This window comes from Bacillus sp. BD59S, from assembly GCF_007363175.1.
Lineage (GTDB): Bacteria > Bacillota > Bacilli > Bacillales > Bacillaceae_G > Bacillus_A > Bacillus_A pacificus.
On the sequence record NZ_CP034686.1, the window covers coordinates 3215263 to 3236757 of the forward strand.

Genomic DNA, 21495 nt, shown 5'->3' on the forward strand with positions numbered 1-21495 from the left:
CCGTATAACGATATTCAAGAAGGTCGCTGAATATGTATAAATACAAAGAAAAGCAGAACATATAAAATGCTCTGCTCATAAACAATATCCTACTCCGACAATAATCCCTAATAAAGCACCAACTACTACTTCATACGGTGTATGCCCGACAAGTTCATTTAACTTCTTATATTCTGTTTGTCTACCGTGAAAAAACTCATTCAATATTTTCGCCTGTTTACTTACTGCAAGCCTTACTCCTGAAGCGTCATACATAACTATAATGGCAAAAATAGCAGCAATTGCAAATAAAGTACTTTCCACACCTTCCACAACGCCAACACCTGTCGCCAGTGCTGTAACAGTTGAAGCATGAGAACTTGGCATCCCACCTGAAGCGAAAAACTTTGCGAAATCAAATTCACCCGTTTTAAATAATTTAAAGACTACTTTCGTTAATTGTGCTAAAAACCATGAAATTACAGCGGCCATAAGCGGATCGTTATGTAAAATTGTTTCCACGTTCTCAGCTCCCTACTAGCTATAATGGAAATCCTTTATAGTATCAGTATAAAGAAAAATGCGTAGAAAATACTACGCATTATGATACTTTTGCTGATTTATTTTTTATAAATTTCGGTTGTTTCTGCACTAAGAACTTTGTTTTCGCTACCGAGAATACAAATAATGCAACCCATATACAGAAAAATGCAATCATATGAGTAGATGTGAAATGTTCACCAAATACGAATACACCTAAAATCAAACTAATTGTTGGTGCAATATACTGTAAAAAACCTACCATATAAAGCGGAATAAGTTGGGCTCCTTTTGCAAAATAAAAAAGTGGTAACGCTGTAACAATGCCCGCTCCTATTAATAGTAATGTCGATAACATTGAGATAGAGCCAAATGAGCCAAAACCATGTACTCCTGTCATTACTAGATAAATAATTGCAAACGGCGTCACTAACATCGTTTCCATCGTAAGTCCAATTGTCGCATCATAGTTTAACAATTTTTTCGTTAATCCATATAGGCCAAATGAAAGGGCAAGTGATAAAGAAACCCATGGAATAGCACCGAAACGTACTGTTAAAATAATAACTCCTACTCCAGCTAAACCAACTGCAACGTATTGCCAAAAGTTTAACTTTTCCTTTAAAACGACTGTACCAAGTAAAATACTAATAAGCGGATTAATATAATAGCCAAGACTTGCTTCAATGACATGATTATGATTAACGGCCCATATGTAGACAAACCAGTTTCCACTAATCAAGACTGAAGCTATTGTTAATGACATTAATAATTTAGGTCGTTTAAAAAGATTCACGAACTCCCCAATAAACTGACGAAATCTCTTCGTAACACCTAATACTAGTAACATAAACACGAACGCCCAAACGATGCGGTGTGCTAATATTTCATCTGCAGGGACTTCCTCAACCCATTTCCAATAGATTGGTAGTATTCCCCACATCGTATACGCACCAGCCGCATATATAATCCCTTTTTTTTGCTGTGCTGATTGACTCCCCATCTTCCTTTTTCTCCTCTTCTCATTTTTTCTCCATTATACGGTCTTACATGCTCACTTTACCAATAATCAATCTGCATTTCTTTCGACATTTCTCATACAACGAATAATAAACATACCGTTATTACAACAAGTAACGGTATGCCGAAAACAAATTTCTTTTTATGAGTTTTATGATGAAACATATACATACCGATCCAAGCTCCAACTGCTCCCCCAGCTGCTGCTGATAAAAACAACGTACTTTCTGGCGTTCTCCACTGTTTCTTCTTCGCTTTTCGTTTATCAAGACCCATAAGGCTAAAAGCTATAACGTTAATAATAAGAAAATAAATCCATTTCATCGCTTTCTCTCCCTATGAAAAATTCGCTTAATGGTAACATGAAAAAACGATGGAAACAACTGAAGAACGCTTTTTATTGATTCGTTACCTTCATATTTACATAGCCAATTAAACAGAAAGATGTTATGGGCAAAATCTTATATTTCATTCCCTTCCCCCACTACCATAGCATCGAAAAAACTTCTCTCAATCTCTTTTTCATCAAAATGAAGAACTACGATTAGCCCCATATATAAAGAAACGAAATTTAGAAACCATTCCTCATTATCATCTTTCTTAGCTAAACATTTAAATATCTCTTGAAATTGCATACGCTCGTCTACAGCAATAATCGGTCGCACGCCAAAATATTTCAATACAAGATGTAGGTTTAGCTGCACGGATAATGATAAAATATACTTTAATAGCTCCGTATAATGAGCAACATTTTTTTGACTATATAACTTCACAAGCTCTTGATGTAAAGTAGAAATCGATAATTCTTCTTTAGTCACTTTTGTTGCTTCTATCATTTCAATCATCTTTTTCATATCCATTACATTTACCCCTCCTGTTACAAAACAAAAGTCAAAGTGTATTTATTTTATAATCAGCAATAATTGAGTATTTCTCGTCTCTCTTTCTTCTTCACTTACTAAGTCATATTTTTTCAAAAGATGAAATACATCATTTAGCATTTCTTGTGAGTGATTACCTTGTAAAAAATTTTTTAACCCTTTAAAAATCTCTTCAGTTAAAAAACTCTTTTGACTTTCAAGTTTATTCATTACATCTTCAATAGAATGATCGATATTACACGCCATAAAAATTCCTCCTCTATCCTTTATAAATAATATCTTCTGCTAACGATGTAAACACTTCTCCAACAAGAGAATCTTCATCATATACAGATGAACCGCCATTTTCTTCACGTTTCACAAAAGGTACTTGTGCGATTACTTCTGTTTGCAATTGTTCTGCTAACATTTCGCCGCCGCCTTTTCCAAACAGATAATTTTTCGATCCATCTTGTTCTTCATAATAAGCCATGTTTTCCACAATACCTAAAATCTCGTGTTTCGTATGTTTTGCCATTACGCCTACTCTAGATGCTACGAATGAAGCTACATTATGTGGTGTTGTAACAATAATTTCTTTCGCCTGCGGAATCATTGCTGCAACATCAATGGCAACATCTCCTGTACCAGGTGGTAAATCAAGCAGTAAATAATCTAACTCTCCCCAGTGCGTATTCACAAGGAAGTTTTGAATCCATTTATTTAACATCGGTCCGCGCCACATAACCGGATTATTTCCTTCTGTAAAAAATCCCATCGACATGATTTTAACACCGTGACTAATAACTGGAATTGCTGTTTGATCAATCATCGTTGGTTTTTGATGCGTTTCCATCATAGCTGGAATGCTAAAACCATATATATCTGCATCTAATATCCCCACTTTTTTGCCCATACGAGCTAAAGCCGTTGCAAGATTAATTGTTACAGTTGATTTTCCGACTCCACCTTTTCCGCTCGTTACAGTAATAAATCGTACTCCTGAATCAGGACGAAGCATGCTCGGCATACCAGTTTCTGTTCTACTATTTTTCTTTAACTTTTCTGTTAGCGCAGCTCGTTCTTCTTGTGTCATAGAACCAAACGTCAAATCTACTTTAGATGCACCAATTGCCTGCAGAGACTCTTCTACATCTTGTTGAATTTTTGCTTTTAACGGACAACCTTGAATCGTTAGCACTACTTCAAGTTTAACCTCTGTTCCATTCATTTGTATATTTCTAACCATGTTTAACTCTACAATACTTTTGTGTAATTCTGGATCCTCTACATGCTTTAATGCGTTCATTATTTGTTCTTGAGTAATCATAAAACTCATCCCTTCTCGTATTTGAATTTATCCGACTTTAACTAATAATCAGTGGGGGATGAAGAAAACCCCCACTGATTAAAGTTTCACTTTATATACAACATCTTCTTGCCGTTGCAAGAAACACTTATTATCCACCACTAACAGGCGGGATGAATGCGACGATATCTCCAGCTTGTATCACCTCGTCATTCGTTACAAACTCTTCATTAACAGCCACCATCACTCTATCAAGCGATTGTAAACTATAGTTTGCTTTGAGCCATTCTTTTAATTGCTGCACTGTCATTTCTTGTTTTTCTGAAATTACGAATCTATCTAATCCGACTTCCTCACGCAAATTTGCAAACAGTAAAATTGTAATCATTTTCTCATTCTTCCTTCTTCGGTTTTCCTGCTGGATATGGTGTATTTTCAAGTTGATCTCCAATCCACATCGTTCCATCTTCCCAAAATTCTTTTTTCCATATTGGGACGATTCGCTTTATACGTTCAATTGCGTATTCATTCGCTTCATAAGCTACTTTGCGATGCGGTGATGAAACTGCAATGACTACCGCAATATCCATTATTTCTAGCCGGCCTACTCGGTGAGTAATTGCTACTTTTGCATCCGGCCATCTTTCACTAATTTCTTCACCAATTCTCATAAGTTGCTTTACTGCCATCGGTTTATATGCTTCATACTCTAAATGTAGCGTTCGTTTTCCTTTTGTTAATTCTCTCACTGTACCAATAAAAGTTGTAATCGCACCTGCCTCTCTTCTTGCAACTTTATTCGTTACTTCTTCAACTACAATCGGTATATCAACAATCTCAAATAGCACTTGTCCCATTGGAACCACCTCTCACTTTGCGAAATGTCCAAGGCCATTCACTACCTTCGTTATCTTCCAATAACAGAACATCCACAAACATATCTTTTTTATATCCTCTTGTCCCGCCTGGTAATACGATAAAAACATTCGATTCTGCTAATGAAGAGACCGAGCTAGATTTATCAAATCCTGAAGGACAAGCAATTAACTGCCCTTCGTTATATGTCAGTTTCGCTCGTACAAATCTTGTAAATGGATTTGGCTTTAGAAAGTCTTCTCCTAATAACGCTTTTTCTCTCTTTAAATGTGCTTTTTCACTAAACATATACGTCCGAATACACGGTCTTACAAATAATTCAAATCCTACATAACAAGCAGATGGATTTCCTGATAAACCAAATAATAACTTGCCATTTAATTGTGCTACAGTCGTAACACTTCCTGGCCTCATTGCAACTTTATTGAAAAGAACTGATGCACCTAACTTTTCATATATAGCTGGTAAATAATCGTAATCCCCTACTGATACACCGCCTGTTGTAATGAGCATATCTACTTGGCCAAGCGCTTCTTTTACAGCTTTGAAACATGTATGAAAATCATCGCTAAACTGCCCAAAATATTTTACTCTTCCGCCCGCTCTTCGAATTTGAGACAATATCATATACGTATTACTGTTTCGGATTTTCCCTGGCTGTAATGAATCGTTTACGTCCAGTAATTCACTTCCAGTCGCTAATAGTCCAATTACAGGCTTTCTAGCCACCGGTACCTCGCTATACCCAAACGTAGCAAGAAGAGCTGAAATGCCTGGATGAATGTATGACCCTTTCTTTGCAAGAACCGTGCCTTTACGAGCATCTTCACCTTGAAAAGAAATATTGTCGCCCGTTTTGAATGATCGCTTCACTTCCATATATTTGTTACCATCCTCCTCATATTGAAGAGTTAGCTCTAACATAACAACCGCATCACACCCATTCGGAATTTGCGCTCCTGTCATAATTCGAACTGCTTGAAATGGACCTACTTTCTCATCGAATAGCGATCCTGCACCGATTTCACCCACTACTTCAAATACAATTGGAGTTTCATAACTTGCTAAATCCGTATCTTTTGCTCTAATAGCAAATCCATCATACGGCGAACGATTAAATGACGGCACATCATGGTCAGCTACTAAATCCTCTGCTAATATACGTCCATAAGCTAATTCAATAGGTAGTAGCTCCTTTAAACCGTTATGAGCAAATCCCATCACTTTACAAACAGCCTCTTCAACTGTGATTGGTACTCTTCTTTCCATTGTTGACAACCCTTTCTATTAGCCGAATACGCGATAATATAATTGTTTCGCTTTCGAAATATCATTTGTGCCATGAATAAAAACACGATCATCCCGAAAAACAACGATGCGGTACTCATCTAATTGGCAAGATAGTAAATGCGGATTCCGATCTACTTCCCCCACTTTTTTTAATACTTTTTCTATATCATCAAAATTGTATTTTCTATTGTCTACTCGTCTAATTTGAACTGTATTTCTTCCGCATAAAACAGCTACCTTCGTTTGATTTTCGTATGATAAATAAGGATAAGTTCGATTTAAGCCGCACGAAGGGCAATCGTCTGCTTTAATTTTTCCTAGTTTTATAAAATGGTTTTGATTACTCCATATATCAAACATGAAAAATGTTTTTCTAACTGCTGAGAAATCTCCTACTAAAATTTTGAATGCTTCCGCAACTTGATATGCTGCGACGATTTGAACAGTCGGGCTAATAATTCCAGCGGTATCACATGTCACACTTGTAACAGGAACATTCTTCAGCACACAATGTAAACATGGTGTCTCTTGCGGAATAACCGTATAACTCATACCGTACGATCCAACGCAAGAACCATATACCCACGGAATATTATGCTTTTGTGATAAATCATTTATTATAAATCGGATATCGAAATTATCTGTTGCATCAATGATTACATCGACATTTTCTAATAGCCCTTCTAAGTTTTCTACACACACATCCATTACGAAAGCATGTATTTGTACTTCCGAATTAAGTTTTTCTAGCCGATTTTTAGCAGCGATTGCTTTTGGCAATTTCTCTCTTGCATCTTGTTCAGAGTACAATTGTTGCCTTTGTAAATTACTCCATTCAACGTAATCACGATCTATAATGGTCAACTTGCCAATACCTGCACGTACGAAACTTTCAGCACTTGCACTTCCTAATGCGCCTACTCCTACAATTAACACATGTTTATTTCGAATTTCTTCTTGCCCTCTACTCCCAATTGGTTTAAACAAATGTTGTCGTGAATACCGCTCAGCCATTACTTACCCTTCCTCTCACGAACTCTATTTCATATTAGAATGTTGTTTTTGATAACAAGCAAAGTACGCAAATCCAACAAAACCAGCTCCACCAATTACATTTCCGATAAAGACAGGAACAAAATTTTTAGCAAGGTCCATCCATGTCAGATGACCTGCAAAAATAACTGCTGAAATGACAAACATATTTGCTACCACTTGCTGAAATCCAATCACTACAAATGCCATAATTGGAATCCAAATTCCGATTATTTTTCCGACAAAATCACTCGTCCCATAAGCGAGCCAAAGAGCAAGACAGACGAGCCAATTACAACCAATTGCTAAAATTAAAGTTCTCCCAAATGATTCATGTAACTTCCCTTCTGCTATCGCTACTGTTTTATTTAAATACTCTCCCTCTGTTAATCCGCCAAGATGTCCAAAGCAATACGCAACGAAAATTGCCCCAATAAAATTCATGAGAGTAATCCAAACCCAGTTATTCAGTACACTTATCAATGTAATTTTCTTTGCATAAAGCGCCATAGACAGTGACATCATATTTCCCGTAATTAATTCTCCTCCTGCTAATACTACGAGCATGAGTCCAACAGGAAATACTGCTCCTCCTAAAACATTCACTAGACTCCCCCAGCGCTCAGGTAAATTCCCTAAAACTCGAATGTTAAGTAAAAAACCTATCGCAATAAACGCTCCTCCTAAAAAACCGAGAATAAGCATTGCTGGCAAGGTCTGACTTACTTTTTGAACACCGGCCTCAATGACAAGCTCAGCAATTTGTTCCGGTTTATGAAATGCCATTACTAATTCCTCCATTTTCTCCAAATAAAAAAGCAGCTTCAAAAAACCTCCTCAAAATAAAGGTTTTTGAATGCTGCTTAATTTCTCTGCACATCTTTTACAGAGAGATCAATCATCACTTTTACTATAAAATAGAAAATCTACAAACGTTGCACATCTTCCATTTTGTATATACTTCATCATAGTCTCACGCTTATATATCAACCACCAATATGTGACATTTCAATTTTAGGTGCTCTTTTTGTACTTGTATGACTTAAGCGTTCATCTGAATAACGATCTTCTCGTTTGTTCCATATATCGCGTACGGCATCTGTTATTTCCTCGTCAGTGTATTCAGATCGAAGCATTTCTCTCAAATCATTTCCTTTAGAAGCGAACAAACAAGTATATAACTTTCCTTCTGCAGAAATACGGGCTCTCGTACATGAGGAGCAGAATGAATCTGTTACTGATGAAATAATACCTATTTCCTCATCGCTTCCTATATAACGATACCTAGTAGCCACTTCACCAGAATAATTTGCTTCTATCCGTTCTAACGGCATAACTTGATGAATCGTATCTACTATTTCTTGTTTAGAGACGACCTCTTTTAAATCCCAACCATTATAATTTCCAACGTCCATATACTCAATAAAACGAAGAATATGCTTATTTTCCTTAAAGTATTGCGCCATCTGCAAAATGTCCTGTTCGTTTTTTCCCTTTTGAACGACCATGTTTATTTTAATTTTCATACCGACTTCAGCTGCAGCTTGTATTCCTTCCAAAACCCTTTGTACTTTGCTTCTATTACCATTCAAATAGAAAAACCGCTCTTCTTCTAAGGAATCTAAACTAACTGTCACACGTGATAAACCCGCCTTATATAAATCAGGAGCAAACTTTTTAAGTAACGATCCATTAGTTGTTAAACCGATATCCTCCACACCATCTAGTTTATTAAGGCGCTCGATAAGCTGCGGAAGACCTCTTCGAAGTAACGGTTCTCCGCCTGTAATCCGTAATTTTCTAACACCTAAAGAAACGAAAATACGTGTTATCCTTTCAATTTCATCAAAAGATAAAATTTTATCATTAGACAAAAACGAGTAATCAGGACCAAATATTTCTTCTGGCATACAATATCGACAGCGAAAATTACAGCGATCAGTAACTGAAATACGTAAATCCTTTAAAGGACGTTGTAGTTTGTCTAATGTGACAGATTTCATATTTATTGCCTCGCTTTTACTTATTTTATATTTAAAACACGCTCCGGATGCGTATATACATTTAAGGATTGATTCCGAATAAATCCTATCGTAGTAATACCTAATTCTTCAGCTAGCTGCAAAGCCAACTCAGTTGGAGCTGATTTTGACAGTATGATTTCACAACCAATTTTTGCAACCTTCAATAGTATTTCCGAAGAAATACGACCACTAAAAACAATGATTTTATCTCTTATAGAAATATTATTTTTTAAGCAATAACCGTAAATTTTATCTAACGCATTATGTCTACCAATATCCATTCGACTTAAAATAATACCATTCACATTGCACAAAGATGCATTATGAACGCCACCTGTATGATGAAATGTCTCTGCAGATTGCTGCATTTCTTTCATTAATCGAAAACAGTCTTCTGCAGCAACCTGTACATGAACGCCATTCATTTTCTTTGCGCTTAATGCATCATTTGCAAAAACAAACCCTTGTCTACTCATACCACAGCATGAAGTAATATAGCGTTTATTTTGCATTTGTTCGTAATACGGATTTACTTTTGTTGTGGTGACATGTACAAATCCTTCTTTCTCTTGTACCCATATATCATCAATATCTTCATACTTCCGAATAATTCCTTCCGATGCTAGGAAGCCTATTACCATATCTTCTATATATTCTGGAGTACTAACCATTGTAACAAACTCCTGTCCGTTCATTTTAATCGTGACTGGAAACTCTGTTACAATGCTGTCCTCTATATATTTAAACGCCCCTTGTTCATAACGAAAGATTTCTCTTTCTACCTGTATCGGTTTCACGATCAGTATCCTTCTCTCACGTTATATTTTTATCAAAAACAAATACCGAAACTGCAATATCTTCTTCTACTTTCATATCTGAAAACAAATTCACCAATTTCGCTCCAACAAGTTCCTCCAAATGTTCACGGGAATTCGCAGCATACACTTCTTGAATCATTTTCGTTCTAGCCATATGAACCATTTCCGCACCGTCCATCGTACTTGAAATGAATTTTTCAGTAGGTGTTAAGTTTCCGTAAAGAGTCGCAATCGCCATATTTTCAGCAAAAACAGTATGAATTCGTTCTGGCCCTTTTCCGAAAAGTTCCTTTCGAAGTTTTCGTATCATATCATTAAATTCATGTACTTTTTTTGACATACCATTATACCTCCCAAAAGCCTCATTTTACTTTATTATATATTTTACCAAAATGAGCCTTCCGCCCAAACTATTTCGTACAAATATTCGGGCGAAAAGATTCACTTCGTGAAGGTTACTCGTCTTTTAACCCTTTACCCATACCTTTTAAGAAATGAAGCCCAAACCCGATAGCACGGTTAATGTCTGGATCTTTCAATACTTTCATAAGATCGAATACCCCTACTTTTTTATTACTCTCTAGATGTTCATTACCTTCTTCTAGACCTACTAATAAGCTACCTATAAGCTTTTTCGTAAGTTCCGGATCAAGTTCTGTTAAAGCACCCGCAGCCCCCATCATATTATTAATTAAATTTGTAACCGGCTCACGAGTCACTTGGCCAAGAACAATCTTTGCGATTGGTTCTTTCGCCTTTAGCATAGAATTTGCAGCTTCTAACATGCCAATATCATTCAATTCCCCTACTATGTTAAACATTTGATTTAGAGAGTCTTCATTATTAGCTAGAAGCTCTTTTAAATCATCTAATTTTTTCTGTTTTATTTCTTCCTCAGTTAATTCTTGTTTTTGAATCATTTTTATAGGTGCAGCCATATTTTTCTCCTCCTACTTATCCGTTAAATGCACATACCCTGGACGTGCCCACTTACGATATACCTCAATGCCAGCTTGAGGGTGACGTTTTTTATTACGCGGATTCGCTTTTGGCATCGGATTTTCGCCATCAACTTCTAGCACTTCCATACGCACTTTCGTCTGTTTATAAGCAGGTGTGTTCGTACGCGTATCAACGGCAGGACCTGTTAAGAAATTAATTGCTGTTTCATTATCTGTAGAGTTCATCGGTAAATATAACTCATTCGCTTTTACACGGTCTGTTACAAGTGCACGTAATTTTAACGCTCCAAACGGAGAGACAAGACGGACTAATGAACCAGTTTTCACTCCACGTTCTTTTGCAAGTGCTGGAGAAACTTCAACGAAAACGCCAGGTACTTTCGTTTGAATACCTGTTGATTTATTTGTCATATTCCCTTCATGGAAGTGCTCAAGCATACGACCATTGTTAATATGAAGGTCGAATTCAGCTGGGAAATCAGCTGGGCGTACCCAGTCAGCAATCGCAAAACGAGCTTTTTTATCTGGGAAGTTAAATCCATCTTGGAAAAGAAGCGGTGTATTCGTTCCATCAAAACTTCCCCAATGGAAACTATTCCATCCTTCCAATACTTCATAGTTTGCTTGTGAAAATAGTGGTGATAAACTTGCCATTTCAGCAAAAATTTCACTTGGATGGCTATAACTCCAGTTTGCACCTAATTTATTCGCAACTTCCTGCACGATCCACCAGTCTGGCTTCGCATCTCCAAGCGTAGGAAGAACTTGATATAGTCTTTGAACACGACGCTCTGTATTAGTGAAAGTACCTTCTTTTTCAAGAGATGGCGCTGCTGGTAATACAACATCTGCATATTGAGCTGTTTTAGATAAGAAAACATCTTGCACAACGAAGAAATCAAGGCTTGATAACACTTCATGTACATGGTTCGCATTAGAGTCTACAAGAGCCATATCCTCTCCAACAAGATACATAGCTTTCATCTTCCCTTTATCAATCGCGTGAAGCATTTCAATATTATTCAGACCTGGTTCACTATTAATTTTCACTCCGTAAGCCATTTCAAATTTCGCACGTTCCACATCGTTCGTAACGTGCTGATATCCAGGAAGCCATCCTGGTAAAGTACCCATATCACAAGCACCTTGTACGTTATTATGGCCTCGAAGCGGATATGCACCAGCGCCTGGACGACGATAATTACCTGTTGCAAGTAGTAAGTTTGAAATCGCAGCGGAAGTATCAGATCCACCTGTATTTTGCGTTACACCCATTCCCCAAAGGATACATGTACCGTCTGCATCACGAATCATTTCAGCCATTTGAATCAGTGTTTCTTGCGAAATACCAGTCACTTCTTCTGCATATTCAAGTGTATATGCTGTAAGGCTCTCTTTGAAATCTTCAAAGAAATTTACATTCTCATCAATAAATCGTTGATCGTGCCAGCCTTGATCAATCATATATTTCGTAACAGCCATTAACCATACTTGATCTGTTCCTTGTTTTGGACTAATAAAGACATCTGAACGCTCTGCCATTTCTGTTTTACGAAGATCAGCCACAATTAATTTTTGTCCGTGTAATTTATGTGCACGTTTAATACGTGTAGCTAAAACAGGATGACCTTCTGTCGGATTACAACCTACAATAATAACAAGACCAGATTGTGCAATATCTTTAATCGTTCCAGCATCTCCGCCCATACCAATTGTACGGAATAATCCGTCTGTCGCTGGTGATTGACAATAACGTGAGCAGTTATCAATATTATTCGTTTCAAATACTTGTCGAGCTAATTTTTGAATCACATAATTATCTTCATTCGTAATTTTAGATGAAGAAATAAAACCGATAGCATCTTTACCGTACTCTTCTTTAATCGCTCCTAATTTACTTGCAACTACATTCAATGCTTCTTCCCATGTAGATTCAACAAACGTTCCATTTTTACGAATTAAAGGTTTCGTAATTCGTTCTTTAGAATTTACGAAGTCCCAACCGAATTTTCCTTTTACACAAGTAGAAATTGCGTTAACTGGCGCATCAGAAGAAGGTTGTACTTTAAGAATTTTACGTCCTTTCGTCCACACTTCAAATGAACACCCTACACCACAAAATGTACATACTGTTTTCGTTTTCTTCGTACGAGTATCACGCATGGCCGCTTCCACTTCTGATACCGCAAAAATACCGCTATATCCAGGCTCAACTTCTTTAATTAAATCTACCATCGGTTCAAGAATATCTGGTTTTAATCCCGTCATAAATCCAGCTTCACCAAGCATCGTTTTTTCCATTAAAGCGTTACAAGGACAAATCGTTACACATTGACCACAGCTCACGCATGAAGAATCATTAATATTTACTCCTTCATCCCAAATCACTCGTGGTCGCTCCGCTTCCCAGTCTATCGATAACGTTTCATTTACTTGTAAGTTTTGACACACCTCAACGCATTGACCACATGCAATACATTGATTCGGGTCATAGCGATAAAACGGATGCGTCATATCAACTTCACTTACATCTACTTTCGGTTCATAAGGATATTTTTGATGTTCGATTTCCATTAATTCTGCTGTATTATGCAGTTTACAGTTCCCATTGTTGTTGTCACATACTGTACAGTATAATAAATGATTTTCTAGTAACCGATCCATCGCCTCTGTTTGTGCTTCTTTCGCACGAGTAGAATTACGTTCAATGTTCATACCTTCTGTCGCTACTGTCGAACAAGAGCGCATTAACTTTCCGTCAACTTCTACAATACAAGTGTCACATGTTTGAATAGGATCTACTTCTGGCACGTAACAAATTTGCGGATGTTCAATCCCGTTCTCATTAATAACACCCAATATCGTTGAACCGGGCTCCGCTGTATACTTTTTTCCGTCAATTGTAATATGAACCATGTTGTTATTCATGGTCTTTCCCCCTTTTTGAGAATAAAAAAACTCCACCACGAAAATATACGCACCACATTTCGGCACGTTATTATCATGGTGGAGTAGTTTATTAGCACATCTTGCTAAAATACCAATCCATTTATTCATAAATAAAACGATAGAGTCATAACAGGTCATATCACGATTCCATCTTTAACACTATAATTATAGCGTTAAAGTTAAAAATATACAATATAAAATTTAAACTGCGCATATGTCAGCTTGGAACTATCCATAATAACCCATATAAAGTGAAACTTTAATCAGTGGGGGGGTTTTCTTCATCCCCCACTGATTATCAGCCCTCACCAATCGGGCTTTTATGGGCAGCCCGACCCCTACTTAACCTCTTTGCTTCCGCTAAATTTTGAGGGGGGCTTACTGCCCATTAAAGCGGGATAAAACATAACAAGGAGTAAGCGAACAAATGGGGTCTTTTAATAAATGGATTCGTGGTGAAAAATCTTTTTCTACCCAAGAGCAAGCTAATCACACATTAAATAAATCTATTTCTTCTTCCCTTTCCCTTAATTTAAAGCACTTGTCCAAACTGTTTAGCGGTATTCCAGAATTAATAACACGCACTTTTCCATTAAAAAACGGACAGGAAGCTGCACTTATATATATGGAAGGACTTGTAGACAAAACTGTTATTAACGTAAACATTCTTCGTCCTCTCTTATTTAAAGAGTGGAATGAAGACGATTTTTGGGAAGCCTCTGTTTCTATCGGAAATATTAAAAAGGTTGAGCAGTGGACAGACATTGAACAGTCCCTTTTACATGGTAAAAGTATTTTATTCATAAATGGACAGCTTACAGCGTTAGAACTAGATACGCAAGCGGCGCCAAAAAGAAGTATTGAAGAACCTACAACAGAAACTTCCATAAAAAGCTCACACGAAGGATTTAATGAAGTAGCGAGCGACAGCCTTGCACTTATTCGTCGATATATTCCAAATCGCGAATTGAAAGTGAAGGAGTTCACTGTTGGTGAACGAGCTACTTCAAAGGTTTTTTTGCTGTACTTAGCAGACATTGCAAACGAAGATGTCGTACAAGAGATGGCCTGCCGCATCGAATCAATCAAAGTGGATGCCATTCTTACTACCGGAGAATTAGAAGGATTTGTTGAAGATAATTCCTATACTCTCTTTCCGCAACTATCTATCACTGAACGCCCTGACACAACAGCACATCATATTCTAGATGGGCGAATTGCTGTTGTTGTAGATCGTTCACCAGGCGTATTAATAGGACCTATGACCTTTTCAGCTTTTTTTCAGACGATAGATGATTACAGCTTCAGACCAATGATTCCATCTTTTATACGATTACTTCGTTTCACTGGATTATTTATTGCAATTTTTGCTCCTGCTCTTTATATTGCTATGATTTCCTTTCATTATGAAGTGATTCCACTTAAATTATTGTTAACGATTGGAGAATCTCGAGCTAAAATTCCTTTTCCTCCTATATTAGAAGCACTTTTGATGGAATTAGTACTTGAAATGCTCCGCGAGGCTGCAGTTCGGCTTCCTGGTCCCGTTGGACAAACGATTGGCGTCGTAGGAGGGATTGTCATTGGACAAGCTGCAGTTCAAGCAGGAATAGTAAGTAATGTCATGGTTATCGTCGTATCTATTACTGCAGTCGCTTCTTTCATCATCCCTAACCTAGAAATGTCTGCAGGAATTCGACTTCTTCGATTCCCAATGATGATAATTGCCTCTTTATTTGGTGTCATTGGAATTATGGTTGGGATGGCAATCATTATTATTCATATACTTTCTATGGAATCTCTTGGTGTTCCTTATGGTAGTCCTTTTTCTCCGTTATTTGCTTCAGATTTAAAAGATATTCTTGTACGTTTACCATGGAAAATAATGAAGAAACGCCCACTATCCCTTAACTTAAAACAAGAGAATCGGCAAAGCGATATAGAAGGAACGGAGGAAGATAAGTGACAAAGCGTACAAAGAGGGAGATTAGTTTATTTCAATACATTTTAACGATTAGTGGTGTTCAAGTAGGATTCGGTGTACTTACACTGCCACGTGAAGTTGCACAAGGGGCGAATACAGATGGCTGGATGTCTATTATTATTGGATGCGCTATCACTACTTTAGTCAGTCTATGCATTGTAAAAATCATGGAAAAGCATCCTGGATATACTTTACTTGATGTACTGACTCGTTATCTGGGGAAATGGCTAGGAAGAGTAGGAATGATTTTTTGGATTTTATATGCTGTCCTTGCAGCTATTTCCTTAATTTTTTCCCTCTTATACGTTATTCACATTTGGATTTTACCTAGAACTCCAATGTTTTTAATTATGATTTTACTATCTATTCCAATGTTGATGCTCGCATGTAAAGGCGTTCTTATTATAAGTCGCTACGCTGTTTTCACTGTATTTTTCACACTGTGGATGCCTTTTCTATTGTTTATTCCGCTTAAAGATGGGCATTGGATTTATCTTCTTCCTCTCCTTAAAGAAGGCTGGATACCAGTTTTAAACACAGTAAAATCAACTATCATTGCGTTTCTCGGATTTGAGTTTGCATTTGTCCTTTATCCTTATCTCAGTAATAAATCATCTGCAAAAAAAGGAATTGTTCTTGCGAATTTGATTACGCTATTTATTTATCTTCAAGTCACGTTTGTCTCTTTTGTTTATTTTAGTCCAGACGGTATAACAAAGTTTTTATGGCCTACTCTTTCTCTTGTTACCCCATTTCACTTTTCATTTCTTGAACGGTTTGAAATTATCTTTTTATCTTTTTATCTCTTCATTATTTTTGATTCTTGCATTCCTTACATTTTTACTGCTTCAGATGGAATCAATCAATTACTTAACAAAAAAGGGAGTTCCTTACCTATTTGGTTTTTATTATTCGGGTGTATTGTTGTCTTATTCTTTTATATCCCTTCCTCTTACCAAATAAGTGCTTTGCGAGACTTTTGGGGAACTGCCAGTTATTTTATCGTTTTTCTATTCCCAGTCGTATTTCTCTTATACATGACACTTTATCAGCATTGGAAAAGGAGAAGAGTTTAAATGAGGCGCTTTATTCATTTCACTATACTTTACTTTCTCATAACCTTTTTAACAGGCTGTGGAGATCGACTCGACTTAGAAAAACAATCGATTTCATTAATTTACGGCTTTGACGCAAAAGCAAAAGGAAAATTAATTGTGTACCACGTAAACCCTATTTTTAATGAAGACGTAGAAAAAAAGTACGAAACACATGAAGCGAAAGTACGTACACCTCGAGAAGCAAAAGCAACGTTTAATAGTTCAAGTGGCGGTTTAGTATCTACAGAAAAGTTACAGCTCATTTTATTTAGCACAAATTTTTTAAAACAAGAAGGGGCTATGCCTTACCTTGATGTTTGGTATCGTGATCCTAAAAACACTGGAAACATGCGTATGGTTGCAGTAGACGGTCCCATTTCTTCCGTTATATATAATAACTTTAAAGATAAGCCTGCCCTTCCCGAGTATTTAACAGATTTAATTAATACGAACAAACTGTACAATCGGACCGTTTTTACGACATTCCATGAATTTCACAGGCAAACTTTTAATAAAGGTATCACACCTGCTATTTCAGAAATAAAAAAAGGTAAAAAAGATGTTATCGTTACCGGTTCCGCGCTATTAACTTCTCGCGGAATTTATAAAATGTCATTAAATCGTTATGAAAGCGCCCTTCTTCTTTTGTTACAAAAGAAAGCGAATACACCGGTTTCGCTTACATTGAAAATCCCTTCTACTTCAGTTGAAAGTAATAGTGATTTAAAAGATACCGATGGCGGCGATTTCGTAACAATAAATGTTCTTAGCATGAATCGTGATATCCATACAGACTATAGCGATAACCACTTCAAATTTAATGTTAAAATGGATTTAAAAATTGCTGTATCTGAACTTACATTCAACATGGATATAGACAAAGATAGAAAGAAATTAACTTCTCTTATTACAAAACAACTAAACAAAGATTTGAACGATTTAATCCACAACATTCAAAAACAAAAACTTGATCCATTCGGATTTGGTGATTATGCGAGAGCATTTCAATATGAAGAATGGAAAAAAGTTGACGACGATTGGCCGAGTGCCTTTTCAAAAGCTAACGTGAAAGTAGCACCTACTATTAAAATTTTAGAAAATGGGATTATTAAATAGCAAAACACGCTACTTGTTCTTATACGTTTAAAGAACAAGTAGCGTGTTATCATTTTTATTTTGAAAATTCCTGTATAGTTACGCTTCTGTTTCCGGTTCTTCGTTTTCCGCTTGTTCCAATCTTTGCTGCTCCGCAAGTTCAGCTGAAATCATTCCATAATAAATTTCTGGATACAATCCAAATATTTGATATACACTTCCTAAAAACGGCATCAGAATCCCTCTTTTCTAAAGTTGTATTGCCACTTTTAAGGATTCCCTTTTCATTCATTATACATTCGTTTTTGGCGTTTCTTCTTCATCATGAACGCTTAATAAATTTTGCCATTTTTTATAAGGCGCACTATTTGGATCTACGTATCCTTTCGCGTACGAACGATCCCACAATTGTTTAATAAACATTTCTTTCTCTTTCTTCGCAACCATATCCGCACCTGTACCGTAATAGTTTTGGAAATATAACTCAATTTCATCAAGGAATAGCCTTAATAATTCATCAGAAGTTTCCTCTAACGTTGGATCATATTTCGCTTCACGGTCATACATTAAAATCATATCTAAAATATTATGGACATGCTCTTTACGTAGCCATCTAATATCTTGAGCACCTAATACAAATGGATGTGTATATAAATGTCCACCTTGTATCATCGCCTTTTCTTGTTCTTCTTCAAATCTGGACAAGATGTTTTCATAAATAAATGGGTTATGAAGCAATGCTCTGTGTAATTTATAACTTTCGCTTGAAATATTTTTCCCCATCGACTGAATTAAGAAGCTACGTCCAACGCCGTTATATTGATACACGAACTGGCCATCAACAGCAACTAAACTTATCCAGCGATACATATACGCGTATAGAAGAGCTCGATTACATTTATCATAATCTAACTTCGTTTGCGTTGCATTTAAGTCTGGCATGAATGCCGGTAAGTGCCAATACTTATCTAAATGCGGCGTTAAACTAGATTTTTTACTATTCAACTTATTTACTCGGCGATAGTACGACTGAAAATAATCACCTTTATCATTCATAAATCCATTTGCAATATGTCCAGACGAAAGCTTAGGAAAGTCTTGCAATGACAAACCGTAATGCGCACGATAACAAATGACCTCAAATGGTGAAAAAGCTTCATGTACTGTATCTTTTTCTTTAAACATTTCTTGCATTAATTCCTCTTGCAGTTCTTTCTTTAAAGATGGATGTATACCCCAATATTGTAATTCCCTATGATGAGAAACTTTCGGCACAAATGGACTTGCTAAATGGAACAAGTCTTCAATTTTTTCACGAACATATTCATCACGATCACGCTTCTTATAATCCGCTTCTTTTCTTAATGCTTCAACGATGTTCAGCTCTAATTTATCGCGATAGCGTATTTGTAATTCATCGTAACAATAGCTTAGTATGTGCTCACGATAAAAGTCTTCTACCTTTTTCGATTGAATCTCTTCTGTTTTCGCATCCCGGCAATATTCCCCGTATAAGCTCATATAAATTTCCGCACATATATCTTTCGGTAATACACCTAAATTTAAATGTTGTTGCATATCTTGCCATATCTTTTCTTGTAACTTCTCTTCAGCTAATACGTATACATTCGTTGGGTTTGTTTTCCCTTCAAATTCCTTGCTTCGTTTTTGAATTTCGAACAATAAATTTTCACGTGTTTCATGTAGATTATCAAAAAATCTTTCCCAATATTGAATCATTTTATTAACTGCTTGATATAGCGATTGATACACGAGTTCTAATAGCATTTCTTTACGGTATTCGTTTAATTTGTGTACGTACTGCGTTACAATATCTTCAAATTCCTTTTTAAATAAACGCTGCTGGTTATTAATCATTTTTCCAAACCAACCTTGTTGTTGCGCAATTTCTACTCGGCGTACAGCTGTTACCGTTCCATCAATGTTACTCACATTAAATTTCTTATCGTAGTTTTGAATTAAATTACGCTTCTGTTCATTATTTTCATGTAAACGATTCATTTTCTCTACTAACTGCTTTCGAATTTCATACAACATAAAACGAGCTGCTACTGGATGAACAGAGTCCGTTTTCTTTAAAAACCATGTATTTAGTTGATATGACTGTCCTTCAGAACCACTTGGTGAAAAACGGTCTGATTCAATCATGTCATATAAAAGTGTCGTTACATGTTCATGTACACGGCTCGGAATCGCATACGCATATAAACGAACCGCATGATCGACCCTTGCTACTTCACCTTTCATTTGTTCCATCATTTTCAGTTTCGCAGCCGAAATTTTACACTCATGCTGCAGACGATTTAATTCCTCGTCTTTTTGCACCGTACGCTGTACATAGCTTTCTACAGCTTCTAAAAACAGTTTAGATTTCGCAACACCGACCTTACCACCCTCTGCTCCTTCACGCGTTTCGTTATACATTTGTCTATAGAAAATATGAGCCTGCTCTGGACGAGTAGCAAGATGTTCTAAATCTTCTAAATAACTCTTCCCACGCTCTGGCTTTTCACGCTGCATACCACGTTTTACATCTTGATCGTATCTTTGTTTCTTTTCTTGAAACAGTTGATCTAAATGAAGCCACGATTCATCTAAACCTTGCACAGCCCATTTTAAAGCACAATATTTTAACACGTGCTCATACGGATAAATAATCTTTGCTGTTCCTGCCCCGCAATATCGCCCTTTTCCGCTTGATTCTGCCAATTGCTGAATTTGATTATCTTCCTGTGCAAAGTGATTTGCAGACATCGGACTAAATAACTGTAAATAAATCGTATTTGCCATTTGCTCCATATAATCTGATAAATTGTGCAGATGGTGTCCATGTAAATTTTCGTAATCGTATAAGAAACAATAATTGTACGGTAAATGATGTTGTTTAATTGTATGATTCGTTCTCCCATCCTCATCTACTTGATCCGGTCGATACTCTAATTCAATCGTAACCCCGCCGCGTTTTGATAATTCTCCAGTAGAACCGAGCGTAATGGCATGTAATTCTTTTAACGAGGCATAGCCATTTGCTTGCACCGTTTCAAACTCTTTCGCACTAACCGTTCTCGTCTTCACTAACACATCCGGCATTAGAAACGCACCGCGTATTAAAATGTTGTGATGCTGCAGTTTTTTTCGAAGCATTTCACGTAAATATAATGCAATTTGTAGAAACATCCCTGAACCTGTTCCGCCCGCTAGTGATGTTACGATAATGACACGCACTCCATATTCCGTTTGATCGCTTGTAACCGGAAAAATCTTCTCAATTTCTTGCCAAAAGGAGGTTAATTTATCTTCTTTCATCGCAGCACGTAACGCTAAACGAGAAATAACGCGTAACTGTCCTGCCCCTTCTGTCAGTGGTTTATCAAGTATAGTCGGGTCCATTGGAAACCACTCTGGAATCGTTGGATCTCCTGCAATATACTCCCTAGGCGTTTTGCTCGAACTCGTTTGCGTCTTAAACTTTCGAATATGATCAAATTTACTCAATGTATTCACATCTGTATCAAATACGTGCATTGCTACTTTTTTTCGGCGCTCCTCAGGCAGCCTTTCATATATTTGATGTGTCACAGTACTACCGATTCCACCTAAGCCAATTAATATCGTTGGAACTTGTAACGTCATGTGAAT

The 21495-nt window shown here is 36.7% G+C and carries 21 protein-coding genes; 3 read left to right on the plus strand and 18 right to left on the minus strand.

Annotated elements, in window-relative coordinates:
- Positions 1-75: 75 nt before the first annotated feature.
- From EKQ63_RS18695 to fdhF, 16 genes are all read right to left on the minus strand, one after another.
- Positions 76-501 carry a divergent PAP2 family protein gene (locus tag EKQ63_RS18695; RefSeq protein ID WP_000447815.1) on the minus strand — a complete coding sequence of 142 codons (426 nt, stop codon included), beginning with the start codon at positions 499-501 and terminating at the stop codon, positions 76-78.
- Between the two features lie 79 nt (positions 502-580).
- Positions 581-1522, minus strand: coding sequence for an EamA family transporter RarD (rarD, locus tag EKQ63_RS18700; RefSeq protein ID WP_087954663.1), 942 nt, complete (start codon positions 1520-1522; stop codon positions 581-583).
- A gap of 92 nt (positions 1523-1614) precedes the next feature.
- On the minus strand, positions 1615-1863 hold the full coding sequence (locus EKQ63_RS18705) for a DUF1294 domain-containing protein (RefSeq protein ID WP_000871349.1): 249 nt from the start codon (positions 1861-1863) through the stop codon (positions 1615-1617).
- A gap of 137 nt (positions 1864-2000) precedes the next feature.
- On the minus strand, positions 2001-2399 hold the full coding sequence (locus tag EKQ63_RS18710; protein ID WP_087954662.1) for a hypothetical protein: 399 nt from the start codon (positions 2397-2399) through the stop codon (positions 2001-2003).
- Between the two features lie 42 nt (positions 2400-2441).
- Positions 2442-2666 (minus strand): group-specific protein, encoded by a 225-nt coding sequence (locus EKQ63_RS18715; protein WP_087954661.1) that lies wholly within the window; start codon positions 2664-2666, stop codon positions 2442-2444.
- A gap of 13 nt (positions 2667-2679) precedes the next feature.
- Positions 2680-3729 carry a P-loop NTPase gene (locus tag EKQ63_RS18720; RefSeq protein WP_088327568.1) on the minus strand — a complete coding sequence of 350 codons (1050 nt, stop codon included), beginning with the start codon at positions 3727-3729 and terminating at the stop codon, positions 2680-2682.
- Positions 3730-3859: 130 nt separating this feature from the next.
- A complete protein-coding gene (moaD, locus tag EKQ63_RS18725) occupies positions 3860-4096 on the minus strand; it encodes a molybdopterin converting factor subunit 1 (protein ID WP_087954659.1) in 237 nt (78 codons plus the stop codon).
- A 4-nt stretch (positions 4097-4100) separates the two neighbouring features.
- Positions 4101-4565, minus strand: a complete 465-nt coding sequence (gene moaE / locus EKQ63_RS18730; protein WP_000531876.1) for a molybdopterin synthase catalytic subunit MoaE — start codon at positions 4563-4565, stop codon at positions 4101-4103.
- Positions 4546-5853, minus strand: coding sequence for a molybdopterin molybdotransferase MoeA (gene glp / locus EKQ63_RS18735; RefSeq protein ID WP_143881405.1), 1308 nt, complete (start codon positions 5851-5853; stop codon positions 4546-4548). The genes moaE and glp overlap by 20 nt, the downstream gene beginning before the upstream one ends.
- Positions 5854-5871: 18 nt before the next feature.
- The gene (locus EKQ63_RS18740; protein WP_143881406.1) at positions 5872-6888 is read right to left on the minus strand and encodes a molybdopterin-synthase adenylyltransferase MoeB; all 1017 of its coding nucleotides are present in this window, start codon (positions 6886-6888) and stop codon (positions 5872-5874) included.
- A gap of 24 nt (positions 6889-6912) precedes the next feature.
- Positions 6913-7692, minus strand: coding sequence for a formate channel (locus EKQ63_RS18745; RefSeq protein WP_087954655.1), 780 nt, complete (start codon positions 7690-7692; stop codon positions 6913-6915).
- A gap of 200 nt (positions 7693-7892) precedes the next feature.
- Positions 7893-8909 carry a GTP 3',8-cyclase MoaA gene (gene moaA, locus EKQ63_RS18750; RefSeq protein ID WP_087995624.1) on the minus strand — a complete coding sequence of 339 codons (1017 nt, stop codon included), beginning with the start codon at positions 8907-8909 and terminating at the stop codon, positions 7893-7895.
- Between the two features lie 20 nt (positions 8910-8929).
- Entirely contained in the window at positions 8930-9727 is a 798-nt protein-coding gene (gene fdhD / locus EKQ63_RS18755; RefSeq protein WP_087954653.1) for a formate dehydrogenase accessory sulfurtransferase FdhD, read from the minus strand.
- Positions 9728-9743: 16 nt separating this feature from the next.
- Positions 9744-10088 carry a Na-translocating system protein MpsC family protein gene (locus tag EKQ63_RS18760; RefSeq protein WP_000039582.1) on the minus strand — a complete coding sequence of 115 codons (345 nt, stop codon included), beginning with the start codon at positions 10086-10088 and terminating at the stop codon, positions 9744-9746.
- Between the two features lie 115 nt (positions 10089-10203).
- Positions 10204-10686 (minus strand): helical membrane plugin domain-containing protein, encoded by a 483-nt coding sequence (locus EKQ63_RS18765; RefSeq protein ID WP_087954652.1) that lies wholly within the window; start codon positions 10684-10686, stop codon positions 10204-10206.
- A gap of 12 nt (positions 10687-10698) precedes the next feature.
- Entirely contained in the window at positions 10699-13638 is a 2940-nt protein-coding gene (gene fdhF, locus EKQ63_RS18770; protein WP_143881407.1) for a formate dehydrogenase subunit alpha, read from the minus strand.
- 448 nt (positions 13639-14086) lie between these two features.
- Here fdhF and gerSA point away from each other — a divergent pair, with 448 nt between their 5' ends.
- Genes gerSA through gerSC form a run of 3 tightly spaced genes read left to right on the plus strand, consistent with a single transcriptional unit; the run spans position 14087 to position 17856 of the window.
- A complete protein-coding gene (gene gerSA / locus EKQ63_RS18775; protein WP_087967323.1) occupies positions 14087-15625 on the plus strand; it encodes a spore germination protein GerSA in 1539 nt (512 codons plus the stop codon).
- Positions 15622-16719 (plus strand): endospore germination permease, encoded by a 1098-nt coding sequence (locus EKQ63_RS18780; protein WP_087967322.1) that lies wholly within the window; start codon positions 15622-15624, stop codon positions 16717-16719. Before gerSA ends, EKQ63_RS18780 begins: the two co-directional genes overlap by 4 nt.
- Positions 16720-17856 (plus strand): spore germination protein GerSC, encoded by a 1137-nt coding sequence (gene gerSC, locus EKQ63_RS18785; protein ID WP_087967320.1) that lies wholly within the window; start codon positions 16720-16722, stop codon positions 17854-17856.
- A gap of 78 nt (positions 17857-17934) precedes the next feature.
- Here the strand turns inward: gerSC and EKQ63_RS18790 are convergent, their stop codons facing one another.
- Both EKQ63_RS18790 and EKQ63_RS18795 read right to left on the minus strand, forming a co-directional pair.
- The gene (locus tag EKQ63_RS18790) at positions 17935-18069 is read right to left on the minus strand and encodes a hypothetical protein (RefSeq protein WP_001116178.1); all 135 of its coding nucleotides are present in this window, start codon (positions 18067-18069) and stop codon (positions 17935-17937) included.
- A 57-nt stretch (positions 18070-18126) separates the two neighbouring features.
- The gene (locus EKQ63_RS18795) at positions 18127-21489 is read right to left on the minus strand and encodes a tubulin-like doman-containing protein (RefSeq protein WP_143881408.1); all 3363 of its coding nucleotides are present in this window, start codon (positions 21487-21489) and stop codon (positions 18127-18129) included.
- Positions 21490-21495 lie beyond the last annotated feature (6 nt).